Source organism: Bacillus sp. CPT56D-587-MTF, from assembly GCF_058792335.1.
Map to the genome: position 1 here is coordinate 92,965 of NZ_JBYTEF010000001.1, position 16,689 is coordinate 109,653.

Below are 16,689 nucleotides of genomic sequence, written 5' to 3' on the forward strand. Positions count from 1 at the left end.
GTTTCAATAAAGGAGGAAGTAACATGGTAAAAGGAAGAATACATTCTGTAGAGTCTTGTGGTACTGTTGATGGCCCGGGGATTCGTTATGTCATATTTACACAAGGGTGTTTATTACGTTGTCAATATTGTCATAATGCTGATACGTGGGAAATCGGTAAAGGTAAAGAAATAACAGTTGAAGAAGTGATGCAGGATGTGACATGTTACCTTCCATTTATTGAAGCTTCCGGAGGCGGTATAACAGTTAGCGGTGGAGAGCCATTATTACAGCTAGACTTTTTAATTGAGTTGTTTAAAAAGTGTAAAGCGGCTGGTATCCATACAACAATCGATTCTTCTGGTGGTTGTTATTCTGAGGAACCAGAATTCCAAAATAAGCTAGATATTTTAATGGATTATACAGATTTAGTTTTATTGGATCTGAAACATATCGATTCCAAAAAGCATCGTAAATTAACAGGGAAACCAAATGAACATATTTTACAATTTGCTCGTTATTTATCGGATAAGAATAAACCGATTTGGGTACGACACGTATTAGTTCCTGGTGTTACGGATAATGAAGAGGATCTACAAAAACTATCTAGCTTTATTCAAAGTCTGTCTAATGTTCAAAAAGTTGAAGTGTTACCATATCATAAGCTTGGTGTATATAAATGGGAGGCGCTTGGACACAAGTATCCACTCGCAAATGTAGAACCACCTACTGAGAAAAATGTAGAACATGCTAAATATATTTTACAAGCGGTCTAATCCAAATATTGGATTAGGCTTTTTGCTTTCTTTACAATAAAATCTAGAGTATATATTGATAAAAGAGTATACTGAAAGTAGAATATCCATAATTTTGTACGGAATAAATGGAGAAATTTACATAATTGTAAAGGGAAATCAAAATAGTAAAAAGAATTAAGAAGTAAAAGAGTGAGTATCATGGAATAGAGAACATTTGTAAGTTATTGCGAAAGCTCTTATAGGAAAGTATAATGTAAAGATATGAGCACAGATAGGATTAAGGGGTCAATCTTATATGCTTTGCATATCCACGACAGGTACATAGCTGAAAGGGAATTATTAGAATCTGTTTATGTAATTTTTAAGGAAAATGTTTTTCCTATTGTCGTATATGCAATATGGAGAAACAAAAAGCTAGGAGTGGATTTGTTTGATAAAAAACCCCAAGGTTTTAATATTAACTGCACATTACGGTAATGGTCATGTGCAAGTAGCAAAAACATTAGAACAAACATTTCGCCAAAAAGGAATTGAAGATGTTATTGTATGCGACTTGTTTGGAGAATCACATCCATTTATAACTGACATTACAAAATATCTATATTTAAAAAGTTATACAATAGGAAAAGAATTATATCGTTTGTTTTATTACGGGGTAGAAAAAATTTATGATAAGAAAATAGCATCTTGGTATGCGAACTTTGGAAGAAAACGTTTGAAAACACTATTACAGGTGGAGAAACCAGATATTGTAATTAATACATTTCCAATTATCGCTGTACCAGAATTGAAGAAACAAACAGGTATTTCAATTCCTGTCTATAACGTATTAACGGATTTTTGCGTGCACAAAATATGGATTCATCGAGAAGTAGATCGTTATTTTGTTGCAACGGATCATGTGAAAGAATTGATGGTTGATATCGGTGTACCTGCGGAACAAATTGTTGAAACAGGAATTCCAATTCGGAGTAGTTTTGAGTTAAAGGTAAATCCAGAAATCATATATACTAAATATCAGTTATGTAAGAATAAAAAGATTTTACTAATTGTAGCAGGTGCTCATGGGGTATTAGGAAATGTAAAAGAACTATGCCAATCATTTATGTCAGTGCCTAATTTACAAGTAGTTGTTGTTTGTGGGAAAAATGAAGCTTTAAAACAGGATTTATTAAGTTTACAGAAGCAAAATTCCGATGCATTAAAAGTGTTTGGGTATGTTGAAAATATTGATGAATTATTCCGTGTTACTTCTTGTATGATTACGAAGCCAGGCGGAATAACATTAAGTGAAGCAGCAGCGTTGCAAGTACCTGTCATTTTATATAAGCCTGTTCCAGGACAAGAAAATGAAAATGCGATGTACTTTGAAAGAAAGGGAGCAGCAGTTGTCATTCGCGATGATAGTGAGGTTTTTGCAAAAACAGAGGCATTATTACAAGATGATGTGAAGCTTCTTCAAATGAAAGAAGCAATGAAAAGCATCTATCTTCCAGAGCCAGCTGGTCATATTGTAGATGCAATTTTGGCAGAAAATCATGCAGAACCGCGTCATATACCTATTAAATCACCTGCTCTTGCACAATCTTTTACTTAATATGAAACCCTCTTTGTATATGTAAAGAGGGTTCTTTATTATTTTCAAAGAAAATTCAGCCAGTTATCCACAAAAGGATTGCGCTTTCATTAAACAGTAAAGTCGGAATATTAACAACTATATCCACATTGTCTACAATTTTTAGAAAAATATCCACAATTAAAACAGCTGATATATGCTTTAATATAGAAAAATATTAAATATTTTTGAAAATTACTAACAATTCTGTTGGTTTTGTGGATAAAGTTGTCCACAGCAAAAAAGCCCCTTATGTATAAGGGGCTTTTTTGCTTACTTTTATCGTAACTACTCAGCCACCTTTCGGTGTCTTTTTTAAATTTTACTAGTTTCATATGCCTCCCATTTGTAAATACTGAGTATATCAAACAGGGGAGGTGAATCTTATGGTCGATCGAAAAATTATTTTAGATACATATAAAAAAGGACCTGAAGCTGTTATTTCTTTATTTGAAGAAACATTTTCTAAGTTAGAAAAACGTATACAAGAACTAGAAAATGCTTCAAAAAAAAACTCCAAAAATAGTCATAAGCCACCTTCTACAGATAGTTTGGGTAAGCCCGTTACAAAAAGTTTGCGCAAACCGTCTCATCGTCAAACGGGTGGCCAGTTGGGCCACAAGGGACATACTCTTGGTTTGACAGCGACTCCAGATCATACGATTACACATTCTCCTACATATTGTACTTGTTGTCATACTTCCTTGAACCACGAGCCTGTAAAAGGGTATCGCATTCGCCAAGTGTATGACTTACCACCTATTCAGATCGAAGTGACAGAACATAAAGTAGAACAGAAAGAATGCCCACATTGCCATTCTATCCAAGAAGCCCAATTTCCTTCGACAGTATCTCGTCCTGTTCAATATGGTCCAAATATAAAAAGACTGATTCCCTATTTAACGCATTATCAATGCATTTCTTTGAAGCGAACAAAAGAATTCTTTCAGGATTGTTTTGGACATTCTATAAGCGAAGGAACCCTGGTAAATCATACACAGGCTTTCGCTTCTCAATTGCAGCCATTCATAAAAGAAGTAAAGGAAAAGATTCTGCAGTCTCCTGTTGTCCATTTTGATGAAACTGGTATGCGTGTAGAAAACAAAACACAATGGTTACATACTGCCAGTACACCGGAGGTGACATTGCAACATATTCATCAAAAACGTGGAAAAGAAGCAATGGATGCTGGAGAAATCTTGCCATCTTTTTCTGGAATTGCGATGCATGATGGTTGGAAATCGTATGATGCGTATACAGATTGTCGTCACGTTTTATGTAATGCCCATCTCTTACGAGATTTACAAGGAATTATAGATAGTACTGGAGAACAATGGGCACAACAGATGCAGAAATTTCTAACGCAAGCGTTGACGATGAAAAAGCAATCCGAAGGTACCATGCCAAAAGCGACGCAAAAGAATCTGTTTATTATGTATCAATCCATATTGAAAGAACAACAGATTCTTTCCACGAAACAAAAGAAGAAAGGAAAGCAGACGCCTTCTCAAAATTTATGGAATCGCTTCGTCAAGTATTCTGACAGAATTCTAGCGTTTTTAGAACATCCAGCCATTCCATTTGATAACAATCAAGCAGAACGGGATATTCGGATGACGAAAGTAAAACAGAAAGTGTCTGGGACTTTCCGAAGTAAGAAAGGCGCAGAATCTTTTTGTCAGATACGAAGCTTTATGAGTACCATGAAAAAACAAAAACAATCGGTCTTACAAGCGATAAACCAAGTCATAGAAACTAGAACGGTTCCTTGGAATAACACGACTTCATAAGAGAATTTCTCTATTTGGCATAGATTCTTTCCCTGATTGGAGTATTTTCTTTTCATGTTTTCGAATCGGAAACATGTATTTGGCCTGTTTTTTTATTTGAAGAAGCTGAGTAGTTACCTTTTATCAATCGAGAAAATTATGTAATGAAAATGAATAATTAGGGGGGAAACTTCTAATTATTCATTTTCACTTTAAATGCTTTTCGAGCGATATCCTGCTGCACGATCTGCTTTTTGAAATTCGCGTTGATAGAGAACTTCTTGTGTACTAGATAATGTGTTTTTTGCTTTATCACGTTTCTTTTTATCCATTACAAATCACCTCGTGTCTTAAAGTTACTATTTATCGTTTCCAAAGACATGAGGGGATATACGCATATGGAAAATGTTAATGATTGATTATCATTTCAGAAAATTTAGATTATGCTTCTTTTAATTGATGAGCATCTTGGAAGGTTGTATCTCGCATTGTAGCAAGTGTGTATTGATCTTTTGGAATTTCATATAAGTTATATACTTCTTCGTTTGCGTTAATTTCATCATATACGGCTTTTCTTGTTTCGTTTGCTAGATTCACATATTGCAGTTTTTCTGCAGCTTTAATAGAACGAATATTTATTTTACGAATACGCATGAAAATTGTTTCAATATCTAATTCATAGAAAAGTTCACTAAAAAATGAATCTTTTGCCAATTTATTATAGCCTTTTCCATGATATGGTTTGCCAAGCCATGTCCCGAGAAATCCAGCTTTTTCTTGCACATCAAATAAAGTAATTGTTCCGATAGGGTTACCCCATTCATCTAAAATTGTGCGTGAAATTAATTCACCACGCTCTTCAGCTTCAATCGTTTGTTTTGTTAAGAATAAATATTCTTCATAAGAATAAGCCTTTTGACGCACAAAAGGGAAGACAGCTGGATCCACCATTAACTCGTATAGAACGTGGCTGTCGTGTAAGTCGCGTTTTTTCAACATACTAACTCCTCCTCACACGAGGGTAGCATGACGAAAAAACACCCCACCCTCGAAATTTTTATATCAATCTTTAAAAAATTTCGGGGTGGGAATCGAACCCACTAGAACCAGTTTCTAACGCTGGTGGCGCACCATTTGCCTTCCCCATTCATCAATTTGAAAATGATAATCACGACACAAATTGATTATGGTTTCATTCAGTTTATAATCGTATAATACTTTATCTAGTCAAAAAAATAAACTAGTTTTTTTTATTTTTTTTGTAAATTATTTTTCCATCAATCATAGTTAGTACAGGCTTGGCTAAATAATGGAAAGGATGATGAGTCCATAACACGAGATCGGCGTCTTTTCCAACCTCGATGCTTCCAATTCTATCCTCTAAACGCAAATTTCGCGCTGGGAATATGGTAATTCCTTCTAGTGCTGTTTTCTCGTCTAATCCTTCTCTTACTGCGACAGCGGCACAAATATTTAAATATTGAATGGGTGTATAAGGATGATCTGTTGTTATAGAAACTTCCACACCATTTTTAGATAATATATGGTAAGTATCCCATGTCTTGTTTTTTAGTTCGATTTTAGAACGACGTGTCAGAGTGGGACCAACTGAAACCTTCAAATTATGTTTCGAAAGCTCTTCAACAAGAAAGTGTCCTTCTGTACAATGTTCAATACGTAGATCGAGGTTGAATTCCGTTGCAAAGCGTAGCGCAGAACTAATATCATCTGCTCGGTGAGCGTGGATACGTACGGGTATTTCACGACGTAATGCTTTTAAAATAGGAAGCATTCGAAAATCAGCTTCGTGCCCGTAGTGTTGTGCTTCATAGAATGATTCCCGAAGTAACCCCATAATCCCCATACGTGTAATGGATTCTTTTGTTCCATTACTATGGACTTTTTTAGGATTTTCTCCAAAGGCAATCTTTAAACCAGCAGGTTCTTGAATAATCATATGATCAATACAAGTTCCAGCTGTTTTTATTACACAAGTAGTCCCCCCGATAATATTTTGACTGCCAGGCATAACGTGGACGGTTGTAATTCCGTTTTGTACAGCGTCTTGAAAGGCGATATCCAAAGGGTGGATTCCATCTAAAGAACGAATATGTGGTGTTGAAACTTCAGATGTTTCATTGGCATCATTTCCAGCCCAACCAGTGCCTTCATCATAGAGACCAAGGTGAGTATGGACATCAATAAAGCCAGGTAAGAGATGGAGTGCTCGTGCATCTATAACGGTCATATCTTGAGTAGGTTGAATAAAAGGTTTGACCTCGGTAATTCGCTCTCCTGTAACGAGTACATCGCCTTGAAACTTTTGAGATGTAATAGGGTATACAATGGCTTGTTTGAGCAATATTTTCATAGGTACCTCATTTCTGTTACTTTATAATGCTAATGGAAGTTAAGGGAAAGTAACTGAAAGGTTATTTGTATGGTAATGCTTCGGATCCTAGAAAATGAAAGTTTTGAAAGAGCCCATGTAAAATTGTGTTTTAGAAGTACTACATTGTATGCGAAAGTATATTTTGTAATGCATGGTCTATTGCCGGAAATGTGTATTGGTATCCATGTTCAATTGCCTTAATGGGTAATACACGTTGCCCTTCTAGTACAAGTATGCTCATTTCACCTAATAAAGTTTGAATGATAAATGAAGGTACAGGCAACCAATGAGGCTTGTTCATTATAGTTGCAATGTTTTCTCCAAATTCCTTCATTCTTATGGGTGTTGGTGCTGTCATATTAAGAGGACCATCAATTTCTTTTTTGTGTATGATGAAATCCATCATACGAACGACGTCGTCTATATGAATCCATGATAACCATTGCTTCCCAGAACCAATGGTGCCGCCGATATAGAATTGATAGGGAAGTAGCATTTTTGGAAGAGCTCCTCCATTTGCACCTAATACGACTCCAAATCTTGCGTAGATTGTTCGTATTCCGAGAGAACGTGCTTTAGATGCTTCTTGTTCCCATGAATATACTGTATTTGCTAAAAAGTCATTTCCAGGAGTCTCATGCTGTTCTGTAAAAGACTCTATTTCAGATGTTCCGTAGTATCCAATAGCACTTGCGTTAATAAATGTGTGTGGCTTTGTATGGAGTCCCTGCAATTGTTTAATGAGTCCTTTTGTTGTTTGAATTCTACTGTTTAAAATGGCTTTCTTTTGTTGCTTTGTCCATCTACTATTAATAGACTCTCCGGCTAGATTAATAACTACATCAATAGAAGAGAGGGGGAAGGTTTGTAAATCTGGTGTCCATTGAACATACTGAAGGTTAGGGTCGGAAGTTTCAGTAGTTTTTTTTCGTGTGAGAATGTAAACAGTATATCCTTTTTGAATAAAAAAAGTAGAAAGGGATTTACCGATAAAGCCTGTACCACCAGAAATTGCGATTTTCACAAGTATTTCCTCCTCATTATATATATTCTTGAAAAGAAAAAATGTTCCTCGACTATGTTAAAATAATAGAGAGGTGAGAGTATGGCTGTCATTACAAAAATAGAAGTACAAAAACGATCGAAAGAACGATTTAATATTTATATTGATAAAGGTCAAGGCGAAGAGTACGGATTTAGTGTGGATCAAGTAATCTTAATAAAACATGGATTACAAAAGGGCTTAGAAATTGATGAAATCGAGTTAGGGAATATTTTGTACAATGAAGAAGTACAAAAAGCATATTTACAAGCAATCTCCTATTTATCCTATCAAATGAGAACAAAACAAGAAATAGAAGATTTTTTACGAAAAAAAGAAGTGGGACAGGCCATCATCTCTGAAGTCGTTTCGAAATTATTACATGACCGATATATTAATGATAAAGAGTATGCTGTTTTATATACGCGAACGCAAAGTAATGTGAATCGAAAAGGTCCAACTGTTATTAAAAGAGAGTTATTAAATAAAGGTGTTCAGGATTTAATTATTACACATAGTTTACAAGAATATCCGAAGGAAAAGCAAATTGAGAATGCCTTGTTTCTCATAGAGAAGAAGAAAAAATCTTATCAAAAACATTCTTTTTTACAAATGAAACTAAAGTTAGATGAGATGCTTGTTCGAAAAGGATATTCTAGAGAAGTAATTCAAATTTGTTTGGAAGAATTGAAAGACGAAAAAGATGACGAAAAGCAACAAGAAGCGTTACACTATCATGGGAATAAATATTATGAGAAATATAAGAAGCATGATGGATGGACATTTGAAAACAAGATGAAACAAGCGTTATATCGAAAAGGATTCTCTATTGATGAAATCGAGATATTTTTGCAAATGAAACGCGAAGAGGAATGAGGAGAATAAGATGAATATGCCAAAACGCTACAGTGAAATGACACCGCATGAGCTAAGGGAAGAAATTGGCGCTTTGAAGGAGCAAGCAGTAAAAGCTGAGCAGCTTGGGATTGTCAATGAATTTGATGTATTAATGAGAAAAATGGCAATGGCTCGTGCTTATATGACGGATATAAACAAGTTCCATATTGGTGAAACATATGAATTAGTAGAAGAACCTGGTGTATTATTTAAAATTACGTATTTCAATGGGGTATTTGCTTGGGGATATAAGCAAAATGATAATGAAGAGATTGGCATACCAATTTCCTTATTGCAAGAAAAATAAAAACCAGAGAGCACATATCTCTCTGGTTTTCATCTTTGGTAGGCGTTAAAGGAGATAGGAGATTCTAAAATTGGCGTTTTTTACATTCATTTGCCAATATAATGAGAGACTGGGTTTGTTGCGTCTGTCCGTTAACTTGCGCTTTCGCATGTTTTGGACGAGTCCACGTATGGTTAAATAATTCAGAACGACTATCTAAGCGATCACGGTAGCTCATCTTTATCACCTCGTGTAGGAAGTTAATTTAATTTGTACTACTCTTCCTGCTGATTTGCAGCACGCATACGTTCTTGTGGGTGCGTGTTAATTGTGCCGTTAGGTCGTTTCGAAGCGAAGCGTGATTTCGCTTTCGGTTGACCGTCGATTTTGCTGTTGTTTTTTGACTCAGACCAAAATTCGGCTTGTTTACCCATTGCGAACGCCCTCCTCATTATCGGTTGATACCTTTTTAAGAAGTATCAATTATAGAATGTGCAAAATTGAAGAAACTATCCTTTAGAAATGAAGGGATAAATAGGTAAAAGGAGATTATAATATGAATGATATTTATGAAACATTAACGAAAGAATTATTAGACAAGAATGACAAGCTTTCTTACGCACAAGCTCGTGCGTGGGTTGAGTTACTATGGGAAGATTTTCAAACAACTTATGCAAAATCAGGTCGTTATCAAGGCGATGAAATGACGGAACAAGTGGTACGATCATGGATTAATAATCATGGTGTACGCCTTCATGAAATGCGGACAAATAATCCGAAGTATAGTCATTTAATTAATCAAGAAGATCATTTGAAACATTAAAAAAAGCGACTTAAGTCGCTTTTTTTAATGTGGAAGTAATTCCAGTTTTTTTCGAAGCTTTTCTTCACTAAAGATCCATCCTGTATAGGAATTAATAATATTTAAATTGTGGTCGAGCTGAACGATTGCAACAAATGGATAATAATCTTTACTTCGATATCGTAAATCAATGAATCGTACTTCATAATAATGGTCATGATCAAAAATATCCCAGCGATATACAGGAGAGAAAGATAGGAAGGCTGAGATGTTTTCATCTTGTTTAGCTGCTCGCATAATATTGTTGTCTGGGAACGGTACCCGATCGAACTTGTCATATATCATGATGTTACCACGGTGCCATCTCGCAACGTAGTAATAATCAGCCGTAACGACTGCTAAATGGTAATGATAAAATCGGTAAGAAGGAGAAATGATAATCTTTTCGACATTTTTGAAACGTTTGTGTACAACGCTTCTTATATTTCTGTGCATCATAATCCGTCCGATATAGTAAACAATCATTAATATATATGCCGCTAAAGCTGTATATCCCTTATGAGAACCGACGAGCATGCAAGCAATTGCAAGTATATGGATAAAGAAAATTACGGTATCGAATGTATTAATTATGCCAAGTGCGACCCATTTTTTTGTGAAAGGTCGTAATGCTTGTGTACCATAGGCGTTGAAAATATCTACAAAGACGTGAAGAAAGACGGCAATAAATGACCAAAGTAGTAGATGAAGATATGGAGCTTCTGAAAAGAAGGCGAAAGAGATGCCACTTATAAGGAATGACCAAAGAATTACCGCGGGAATAGAATGAGTAATCCCACGATGATTTCTTATATATTTAGCGTTATTACGCAATTTTAGAACTGTGTCAATGTCAGGAATGTTGGAACCAGCAATTGTAGCAAGCATAACAGCTTGGGGGCCAATATCACTTTGTGCTATGGCTGGATCTAATGTTGCTAAGCTACCTAAAGTGATACCCATAACAAGGTGAGTGGCTGTGTCCATAGAAATCCACCTCCGTTTTTTATTAATGTAACTCTTTTTATTCGATACCTCAAGTCCTTTGCCTTCTATTTCCTATGTCATCTTACTTAAATTTTTTCCTAAAATCTTTATAATAGTACTTATATGCAAAAAAATGAGGGGGATCAAGTTTGACACTTGAAATACTAAACAATTTTAATATAGAGCAGTTTCAAAATGATTTAATTGGTTGGTTTGAAGAAGAACAGCGTGACTTACCGTGGAGAAAGAATAAAGATCCATACCGTGTTTGGGTTTCTGAAATTATGTTGCAGCAAACAAGAGTAGAAGCTGTAAAACCATATTACGCAAATTTTATGGGGAAGTTTCCTACACTTGAAGCGTTAGCGAACGCAGATGATGAAGAAGTATTAAAAGCATGGGAAGGTTTAGGATATTATTCTAGAGCACGTAATTTACATGCGGCAGTAAAAGAGGTAAAAGAAGTATACGGCGGGGTTGTACCAAGTGATGTAAAGAAAATTGAAAAGTTAAAAGGAGTAGGACCATATACAAAAGGTGCTATTTTAAGTATCGCATATGGTATACCAGAGCCGGCAGTTGATGGAAATGTTATGCGTGTATTATCTCGTATTTTATCAGTATGGGATGATATTGCAAAACCAAAGACTCGAAAAGTTTTTGAAGAGATTGTGCGTGAAATTATTTCAGTAGAAAACCCATCTTATTTTAATCAAGGATTGATGGAATTAGGTGCATTGATTTGTATTCCTAAAAATCCATCGTGCTTACTTTGTCCTGTGCGTGAGCATTGCAGAGGATATGCTGAAGGTGTTCAAAAAGAATTACCAGTAAAAAGTAAAGCGAAAGCTCCTAAAATGGTACCTATTGTTGCAGGCGTACTTCAAACTGAAGACGGTCGTTACGTTATTAATAAACGTCCAAGTACAGGTTTGTTAGCTAACATGTGGGAGTTTCCTAATGCTGAACTTGGAGAAGGTATTCGAAATCAGAAGGAACAGCTTATAGATTATATGAAAGAAAAATTTGAGCTCGAGGTTTCTATTGATGAATACGCAATGAATGTACAACATACGTTTACACATCGTACTTGGGATATATTTGTATTTTACGGAAAAGTAACCGGTAATATTGTTGATACAGATACATTAAAATTTGTATCGAAAGAGGTATTTGAGCAATTACCTTTCTCAAAATCACACCGTACTATTTATGAAAATTGTGTGGAGAAAATTACAATGCAATAAATAAAAAAGTGTTCCCAATCTAGGGAACACTTTTTTAATCGTAAGAAATTTTTGTCCCATGAGTCCAACTAGCTTCACCTTCTTGTAAGCCGCCTCTTGATTCAATTTCTACTACAATTTCTTTGTAAATACTCTGCCCTTCTACATTTAAATAAGGCAGAACCTGTTGTAGTGAGTGATGAAAATAAGCTAATTCATCTTCTTTCCATTCATTTTTTGAAATCATCGTTAGTTCAGTCATATCGCGTCCTATATACATATTTCCACCTCCATTTCTTATAGTTTGAATAAGTAACAAAAGATATATGCGGAAATTATTCAAAAGAAAATTACGGATAGCTTCTAAGTGAATTGGTTACATTATTGATTGTGGAGGTGAGAAAGATGAGTAAAAAACAACAAGGTTATAACAAGGCAACTTCTGGTGCTAGCATTCAAAGTACAAATGCTAGTTATGGTACAGAATTTGCTACTGAAACAAATGTACAAGCAGTAAAACAAGCAAACGCACAATCAGAAGCAAAGAAAGCACAAGCTTCTGGTGCACAAAGTGCAAACGCTAGTTATGGTACAGAATTTGCAACTGAAACAGACGTGCATGCTGTGAAAAAACAAAATGCTAAGTCAGCTGCAAAACAATCACAATCTTCTAGCTCAAATCAGTAATGAAAGAAAAACACTTCTCTAATTCGGGAGAAGTGTTTTCTTTTTGCGTGGATCGTTGTAATGAAAAGAAAGCGAACGACATAACTTCTAATAAGTCAACAAATGTAGTCAAAGGAGAAGGAAGTTAACAATTAGAATTATGTAATTAGGAATAATAACTGATGAATAAGTCCAAAAGGGGGTAAGTAATGAACGATTTTGATAAGTTGGTAGGGGAGCAATTAGAAACGATGGATGAATTGTTAAAGTTACAAGCACATCTAGAGAAGTATCAACAAATTGAAATGAATGAAAAAGATACGTGCGATAAAAAAGAACTGCATTTTATCCGCCAGGAAATATATAGAACAGAAGTAGCGTTGAAGATGTTACATGAGAAATTTGAAGAGCAAACGAATAGTGTAATTCAATCTTTTGCAACTGAAAAAATGATTTCAAATTTAGGATAAGATATATTGTTATCTTTAGGTGAAAAGTCCTTCTTTGTATGGAAATAGAGAAGGGCTTTTTCTATTACATGTCCTCGCTTATAAATAATACAGTACAATCCTTTTATCTCCTAAGAAGCGGTGGGGCATAGTATTCAACGATAAACCTCCTACATATTCAGTTTGAAAAATAGAGTCTTATCCCTTTAGTTTTAAAATTTCGACAAAAAAGTTATAATAGAAAAAAAGTGAATGCCGTTCAAAGGGCATTTGCAGTTGAAAGAAGGGAGCATATATGGGATTTCCCAAAGAAGGAGAAAAAGTACAAATACATAGTTATAAACATAATGGCTCCATTCATAGAATGTGGGAAGAAACAACAATTTTAAAAGGGACACAGAGTCTTGTAATCGGAGCGAATGATCGTACAGTAGTTACAGAATCGGATGGCCGAACATGGATTACTCGTGAACCAGCAATTTGCTATTTTCATGCCAACTATTGGTTTAATGTGATTGGGATGCTTAGGGAAGATGGCGTATATTATTATTGTAATTTAAGCTCACCTTTTGCGTATGATCCTGAAGCATTAAAGTATATTGATTATGATTTAGATATTAAAGTATATCCAGATATGACATATACGCTTCTAGATGAAGATGAGTATGAAAAACATAGTGAAATTATGCAGTATCCACCTGTTATTGATACAATTTTAAAACGAAATGTAGCACATTTAACACAGTGGATTCATCAAAGAAAAGGTCCATTTGCACCAGATTTCGTAGATATGTGGTATGAACGATATTTAATGTACAGAAATTAAAACAAACCTGCAGGGGGCTTCCCGGCAGGTTTGTCCTATTAGAGGGGGGATTATGTGCAAGGCATAAAAAGATATTTACAATTTGTTAAACCATATCGGTGGCTTATTGCTATTACAATTATTATTGGACTAGTTAAGTTCGGTATCCCACTTATTATGCCGTGGTTATTAAAGTATATTATCGATGATGTAATTCAAGGCGCTGGCTCACTTCAAGATAAAACATCTCAATTAATAACAGCGATTGGAATTGCTTTCTTTATTTTTGCGGTATTAAGACCACCGATTGAATATTATCGTCAATATTTCGCCCAACGTATCGCAAATACAATACTGTATGATTTGCGGAAGCATATTTTCGGTCACTTACAAAAGTTAAGTTTACGTTATTACTCCAATACAAAAACAGGGGAGATTATTTCGCGTGTCATCCATGATGTAGAACAAACGAAAGATTTTGTAATTACTGGTTTGATGAACGTCTGGTTAGATACTGCAACAATTGCTATTGCTATCATTGTTATGTTTTCTATGAATATAAAATTAACATTTGTTGCGTTATTGATTTTACCTATTTATGTAATTGTAGTGAAATATTTTTTCGGACGTCTTCGGAAATTGACGAAAGAGCGTTCACAAGCGTTAGCGACGATGCAAGGGTATTTGCATGAACGTATTCAAGGAATGCAAGTGACACGTAGCTTTGCGTTAGAAGAGTATGAGGGGAAGCAGTTTGAAAAAAGAAATAATGAATTTTTAACGAAAGCATTAACCCATACAAGTTGGACGGCAAGAACATTTTCGGCAGTAAATACGTTAACCGATTTAGGTCCGTTACTTGTGATTGGTTTTGCAGCATATGAAGTAATTCAAGGACAGTTAACGCTAGGAACGATGGTAGCTTTTGTTGGATATATGGATAGTTTATATAGTCCGCTTCGCCGCCTTGTTAATTCATCTACAACATTAACACAATCTTTTGCATCGATGGACCGTGTGTTTGAACTGTTAGATGAAAAATACGATATTGTTAATGTGCCAAATGCGGTACAAACGAAAAAATTAAATGGAGAAATTGTATTTGACAATGTTTCTTTTCGTTATAATGTAGATGAAAAAGAGATATTACACAACTTGTCATTAACTATGCAGCCTGGAGAGAAAGTAGCGCTTGTAGGAGCAAGTGGGGGAGGAAAGTCATCTCTTGCTAGTTTGATCCCGCGTTTCTATGATGTTTCTGAAGGCACGGTTTATGTAGATGGCATAGATGTAAGAAAGTATAATATGAGAAATTTGCGTAGTCATATTGGAATTGTACTGCAAGATAATTTATTGTTTAGCGATACAATTGGAGCTAATATTTTATATGGAAATCCGAAGGCTACAGAGAAAGAGGTGATTGCAGCTGCTAAAGCTGCGCAAATTCATGATTTTATTATAGACTTACCAGATGGTTATAATACTGTCGTTGGAGAACGTGGTGTGAAGCTATCGGGCGGGCAAAGACAACGCGTGGCAATTGCACGAGTGTTTCTAAAGAATCCTTCGGTACTTATATTAGATGAAGCAACTTCAGCATTAGATTTAGAAAATGAAAGGTATATTCAAGAGGCGCTTCAGACGTTAGCTGCTGACCGGACAACGATTATAATTGCGCATCGATTAGCGACGATTACGCATGTTGATACGATTATTTACATTGAAGACGGTGAGATTAAAGAGACTGGTTCTCATGAAGAGTTAATGCAAAAAAGAGGATTTTATTACAATTTATATCAACTTCAACATATAACAGAAACAGCTCCTTTAGCATAAAAGGAGCTGTTTTTTTATTCGTCTTCTTTTTTATCATCGATTTGGAGTTCTTTTTCTGGTTTATGGTATGTGTAGAAGCTATCTACAAGCAAATCTAAATGCTCTACTTCTTCACTATAGTTAATGATGGAAGAAATAAGAGGGAAGAGATGTAACCATGTTTTATATGCTTCTTCATCGTCTTTATTTTGATATTCCATAAAGATATCAATTAATTCTTGTTTACCTGTTTCAACTTCATCAAGCATTTCGACTGATTGTTGTTTTTTTGCCTTACCAATAAATTTTAATAAAACTTGTTCATGATAATGCGTTAATGAGTCAAGTTCGTTTTGGATAGATTCCTGAAATTCTTCCGGCATATAGCGCAGTTCATTTTCAGTACGGTGTAATGATTTTAACGTACTTAAAGCACGGCTTGTTGTCGCTAACATTTGTCTGAATAAAACGAGCTTACGAATTTTTGCGAACTTTACTTTTTTCGTGTAGCTTCTTTCTTCTTTATACAGCAAATAGTAATGGTTTAGTTTGATCATTTTTTCTTTCATACGATCAATATCAGTTTTTAGCGTTGTAAAATCAGAAGCCTGCCTGCTATTCATTCGAATCCATTTTACAATTTCTTCTGTATTATCAACGATACGATGATAAAGTTTTGTTTCATATTTTGGCGGCATAAATACTAAATTTACAAGTGAAGCCGCAATAATACCAATCATAATCGTCGCAAATCGAAGTAAGGCAAAACTAAAGAAATCTTCGCCTTGATACTCCATAATCGCGATAACTGTTACTAAAGCAATTGATATTGTGTTTTCTAATCGTAATTGTAATGTAAGAGCAATTACTAATATACATGTTAATCCAATAATAAAAGGATTATGTCCAAAAGCAGTAGCAAATGCGATAGCAAATATCGCACCAATTACATTTGCTTGAATTTGTTCAAGTGCTGTTAAATAAGAACGGTATACAGACGGTTGAACAGCAAAGATAGCTGAAATTCCCGCAAATACCGGACTCGGTAATTGAAGTAAAATACAAGCAAATAAAGCTAACGTGATGGCAATACCCGTTTTTAAAATGCGAGCACCAAGTTTCATACCCTTAATAAGATCCTTTCTCTTGTCATAATGAATGT

General features: G+C 35.1%; 20 protein-coding genes. 11 read left to right on the forward strand and 9 right to left on the reverse strand.

Annotated features, from left to right (window positions below):
• Positions 1 to 23 precede the first annotated feature (23 nt).
• The 3 genes from pflA to tnpC all read left to right on the forward strand — a co-directional run bounded on the left by pflA (position 24) and on the right by tnpC (position 4,142).
• Positions 24 to 755 carry a pyruvate formate-lyase-activating protein gene (gene pflA / locus AC3WVZ_RS00470; protein WP_000238458.1) on the forward strand — a complete coding sequence of 244 codons (732 nt, stop codon included), beginning with the start codon at positions 24 to 26 and terminating at the stop codon, positions 753 to 755.
• A gap of 412 nt (positions 756 to 1,167) precedes the next feature.
• Positions 1,168 to 2,334, forward strand: a complete 1,167-nt coding sequence (locus AC3WVZ_RS00475; RefSeq protein ID WP_000594691.1) for a diglucosyl diacylglycerol synthase — start codon at positions 1,168 to 1,170, stop codon at positions 2,332 to 2,334.
• A gap of 404 nt (positions 2,335 to 2,738) precedes the next feature.
• The gene (gene tnpC / locus AC3WVZ_RS00480; RefSeq protein WP_233935435.1) at positions 2,739 to 4,142 is read left to right on the forward strand and encodes an IS66 family transposase; all 1,404 of its coding nucleotides are present in this window, start codon (positions 2,739 to 2,741) and stop codon (positions 4,140 to 4,142) included.
• Positions 4,143 to 4,333: 191 nt separating this feature from the next.
• On the opposite strand, the gene AC3WVZ_RS00485 is transcribed toward tnpC, so the two are convergent.
• From AC3WVZ_RS00485 to AC3WVZ_RS00500, 4 genes are all read right to left on the reverse strand, one after another.
• The gene (locus AC3WVZ_RS00485) at positions 4,334 to 4,453 is read right to left on the reverse strand and encodes a YfhE family protein (RefSeq protein ID WP_000358482.1); all 120 of its coding nucleotides are present in this window, start codon (positions 4,451 to 4,453) and stop codon (positions 4,334 to 4,336) included.
• A gap of 109 nt (positions 4,454 to 4,562) precedes the next feature.
• Positions 4,563 to 5,120 carry a GNAT family N-acetyltransferase gene (locus AC3WVZ_RS00490; RefSeq protein WP_000914737.1) on the reverse strand — a complete coding sequence of 186 codons (558 nt, stop codon included), beginning with the start codon at positions 5,118 to 5,120 and terminating at the stop codon, positions 4,563 to 4,565.
• Positions 5,121 to 5,361: 241 nt separating this feature from the next.
• Positions 5,362 to 6,492, reverse strand: a complete 1,131-nt coding sequence (locus tag AC3WVZ_RS00495) for an amidohydrolase (RefSeq protein ID WP_000698319.1) — start codon at positions 6,490 to 6,492, stop codon at positions 5,362 to 5,364.
• Positions 6,493 to 6,631: 139 nt separating this feature from the next.
• Positions 6,632 to 7,537, reverse strand: a complete 906-nt coding sequence (locus AC3WVZ_RS00500) for a TIGR01777 family oxidoreductase (RefSeq protein ID WP_000684382.1) — start codon at positions 7,535 to 7,537, stop codon at positions 6,632 to 6,634.
• 81 nt (positions 7,538 to 7,618) lie between these two features.
• On the opposite strand from AC3WVZ_RS00500, the gene recX reads away from it, so the two are divergent.
• Positions 7,619 to 8,431 carry a recombination regulator RecX gene (recX, locus tag AC3WVZ_RS00505; protein WP_000268502.1) on the forward strand — a complete coding sequence of 271 codons (813 nt, stop codon included), beginning with the start codon at positions 7,619 to 7,621 and terminating at the stop codon, positions 8,429 to 8,431.
• Positions 8,432 to 8,441: 10 nt separating this feature from the next.
• Positions 8,442 to 8,759 (forward strand): YfhH family protein, encoded by a 318-nt coding sequence (locus tag AC3WVZ_RS00510; protein WP_001057020.1) that lies wholly within the window; start codon positions 8,442 to 8,444, stop codon positions 8,757 to 8,759.
• Positions 8,760 to 8,823: 64 nt separating this feature from the next.
• Here AC3WVZ_RS00510 and AC3WVZ_RS00515 read toward each other — a convergent pair whose 3' ends face one another.
• Positions 8,824 to 8,976 (reverse strand): YpzG family protein, encoded by a 153-nt coding sequence (locus tag AC3WVZ_RS00515; RefSeq protein WP_000122093.1) that lies wholly within the window; start codon positions 8,974 to 8,976, stop codon positions 8,824 to 8,826.
• A 37-nt stretch (positions 8,977 to 9,013) separates the two neighbouring features.
• Positions 9,014 to 9,172, reverse strand: a complete 159-nt coding sequence (locus tag AC3WVZ_RS00520) for a small, acid-soluble spore protein K (protein WP_000517891.1) — start codon at positions 9,170 to 9,172, stop codon at positions 9,014 to 9,016.
• A 122-nt stretch (positions 9,173 to 9,294) separates the two neighbouring features.
• Here AC3WVZ_RS00520 and AC3WVZ_RS00525 point away from each other — a divergent pair, with 122 nt between their 5' ends.
• Complete coding sequence (locus tag AC3WVZ_RS00525) at positions 9,295 to 9,561, forward strand: YfhJ family protein (protein ID WP_000998166.1); 267 nt, start codon at positions 9,295 to 9,297, stop codon at positions 9,559 to 9,561.
• Positions 9,562 to 9,585: 24 nt separating this feature from the next.
• On the opposite strand, the gene AC3WVZ_RS00530 is transcribed toward AC3WVZ_RS00525, so the two are convergent.
• Entirely contained in the window at positions 9,586 to 10,566 is a 981-nt protein-coding gene (locus AC3WVZ_RS00530) for a metal-dependent hydrolase (RefSeq protein WP_000379111.1), read from the reverse strand.
• Between the two features lie 149 nt (positions 10,567 to 10,715).
• On the opposite strand from AC3WVZ_RS00530, the gene mutY reads away from it, so the two are divergent.
• On the forward strand, positions 10,716 to 11,813 hold the full coding sequence (gene mutY, locus AC3WVZ_RS00535; protein ID WP_000171397.1) for an A/G-specific adenine glycosylase: 1,098 nt from the start codon (positions 10,716 to 10,718) through the stop codon (positions 11,811 to 11,813).
• Between the two features lie 34 nt (positions 11,814 to 11,847).
• Here mutY and yfhS read toward each other — a convergent pair whose 3' ends face one another.
• On the reverse strand, positions 11,848 to 12,072 hold the full coding sequence (gene yfhS / locus AC3WVZ_RS00540; RefSeq protein WP_000275436.1) for a mother cell protein YfhS: 225 nt from the start codon (positions 12,070 to 12,072) through the stop codon (positions 11,848 to 11,850).
• Between the two features lie 125 nt (positions 12,073 to 12,197).
• Between yfhS and AC3WVZ_RS00545 the strand changes: the two genes are divergently transcribed.
• The 4 genes from AC3WVZ_RS00545 to AC3WVZ_RS00560 all read left to right on the forward strand — a co-directional run bounded on the left by AC3WVZ_RS00545 (position 12,198) and on the right by AC3WVZ_RS00560 (position 15,548).
• Positions 12,198 to 12,479: a gamma-type small acid-soluble spore protein gene (locus AC3WVZ_RS00545; protein ID WP_000039035.1), complete on the forward strand. Its 282-nt coding sequence runs from the start codon at positions 12,198 to 12,200 to the stop codon at positions 12,477 to 12,479.
• Positions 12,480 to 12,667: 188 nt separating this feature from the next.
• Positions 12,668 to 12,928: a YgaB family protein gene (locus tag AC3WVZ_RS00550; RefSeq protein ID WP_000997575.1), complete on the forward strand. Its 261-nt coding sequence runs from the start codon at positions 12,668 to 12,670 to the stop codon at positions 12,926 to 12,928.
• Between the two features lie 274 nt (positions 12,929 to 13,202).
• Positions 13,203 to 13,733 carry a nucleoside tri-diphosphate phosphatase gene (gene ntdP / locus AC3WVZ_RS00555; RefSeq protein WP_000506622.1) on the forward strand — a complete coding sequence of 177 codons (531 nt, stop codon included), beginning with the start codon at positions 13,203 to 13,205 and terminating at the stop codon, positions 13,731 to 13,733.
• Between the two features lie 54 nt (positions 13,734 to 13,787).
• Positions 13,788 to 15,548, forward strand: a complete 1,761-nt coding sequence (locus tag AC3WVZ_RS00560; protein WP_233935863.1) for an ABC transporter ATP-binding protein — start codon at positions 13,788 to 13,790, stop codon at positions 15,546 to 15,548.
• 14 nt (positions 15,549 to 15,562) lie between these two features.
• Here the strand turns inward: AC3WVZ_RS00560 and AC3WVZ_RS00565 are convergent, their stop codons facing one another.
• Positions 15,563 to 16,651: an aromatic acid exporter family protein gene (locus AC3WVZ_RS00565; RefSeq protein ID WP_000765787.1), complete on the reverse strand. Its 1,089-nt coding sequence runs from the start codon at positions 16,649 to 16,651 to the stop codon at positions 15,563 to 15,565.
• Between the last annotated feature and the right edge of the window lie 38 nt (positions 16,652 to 16,689).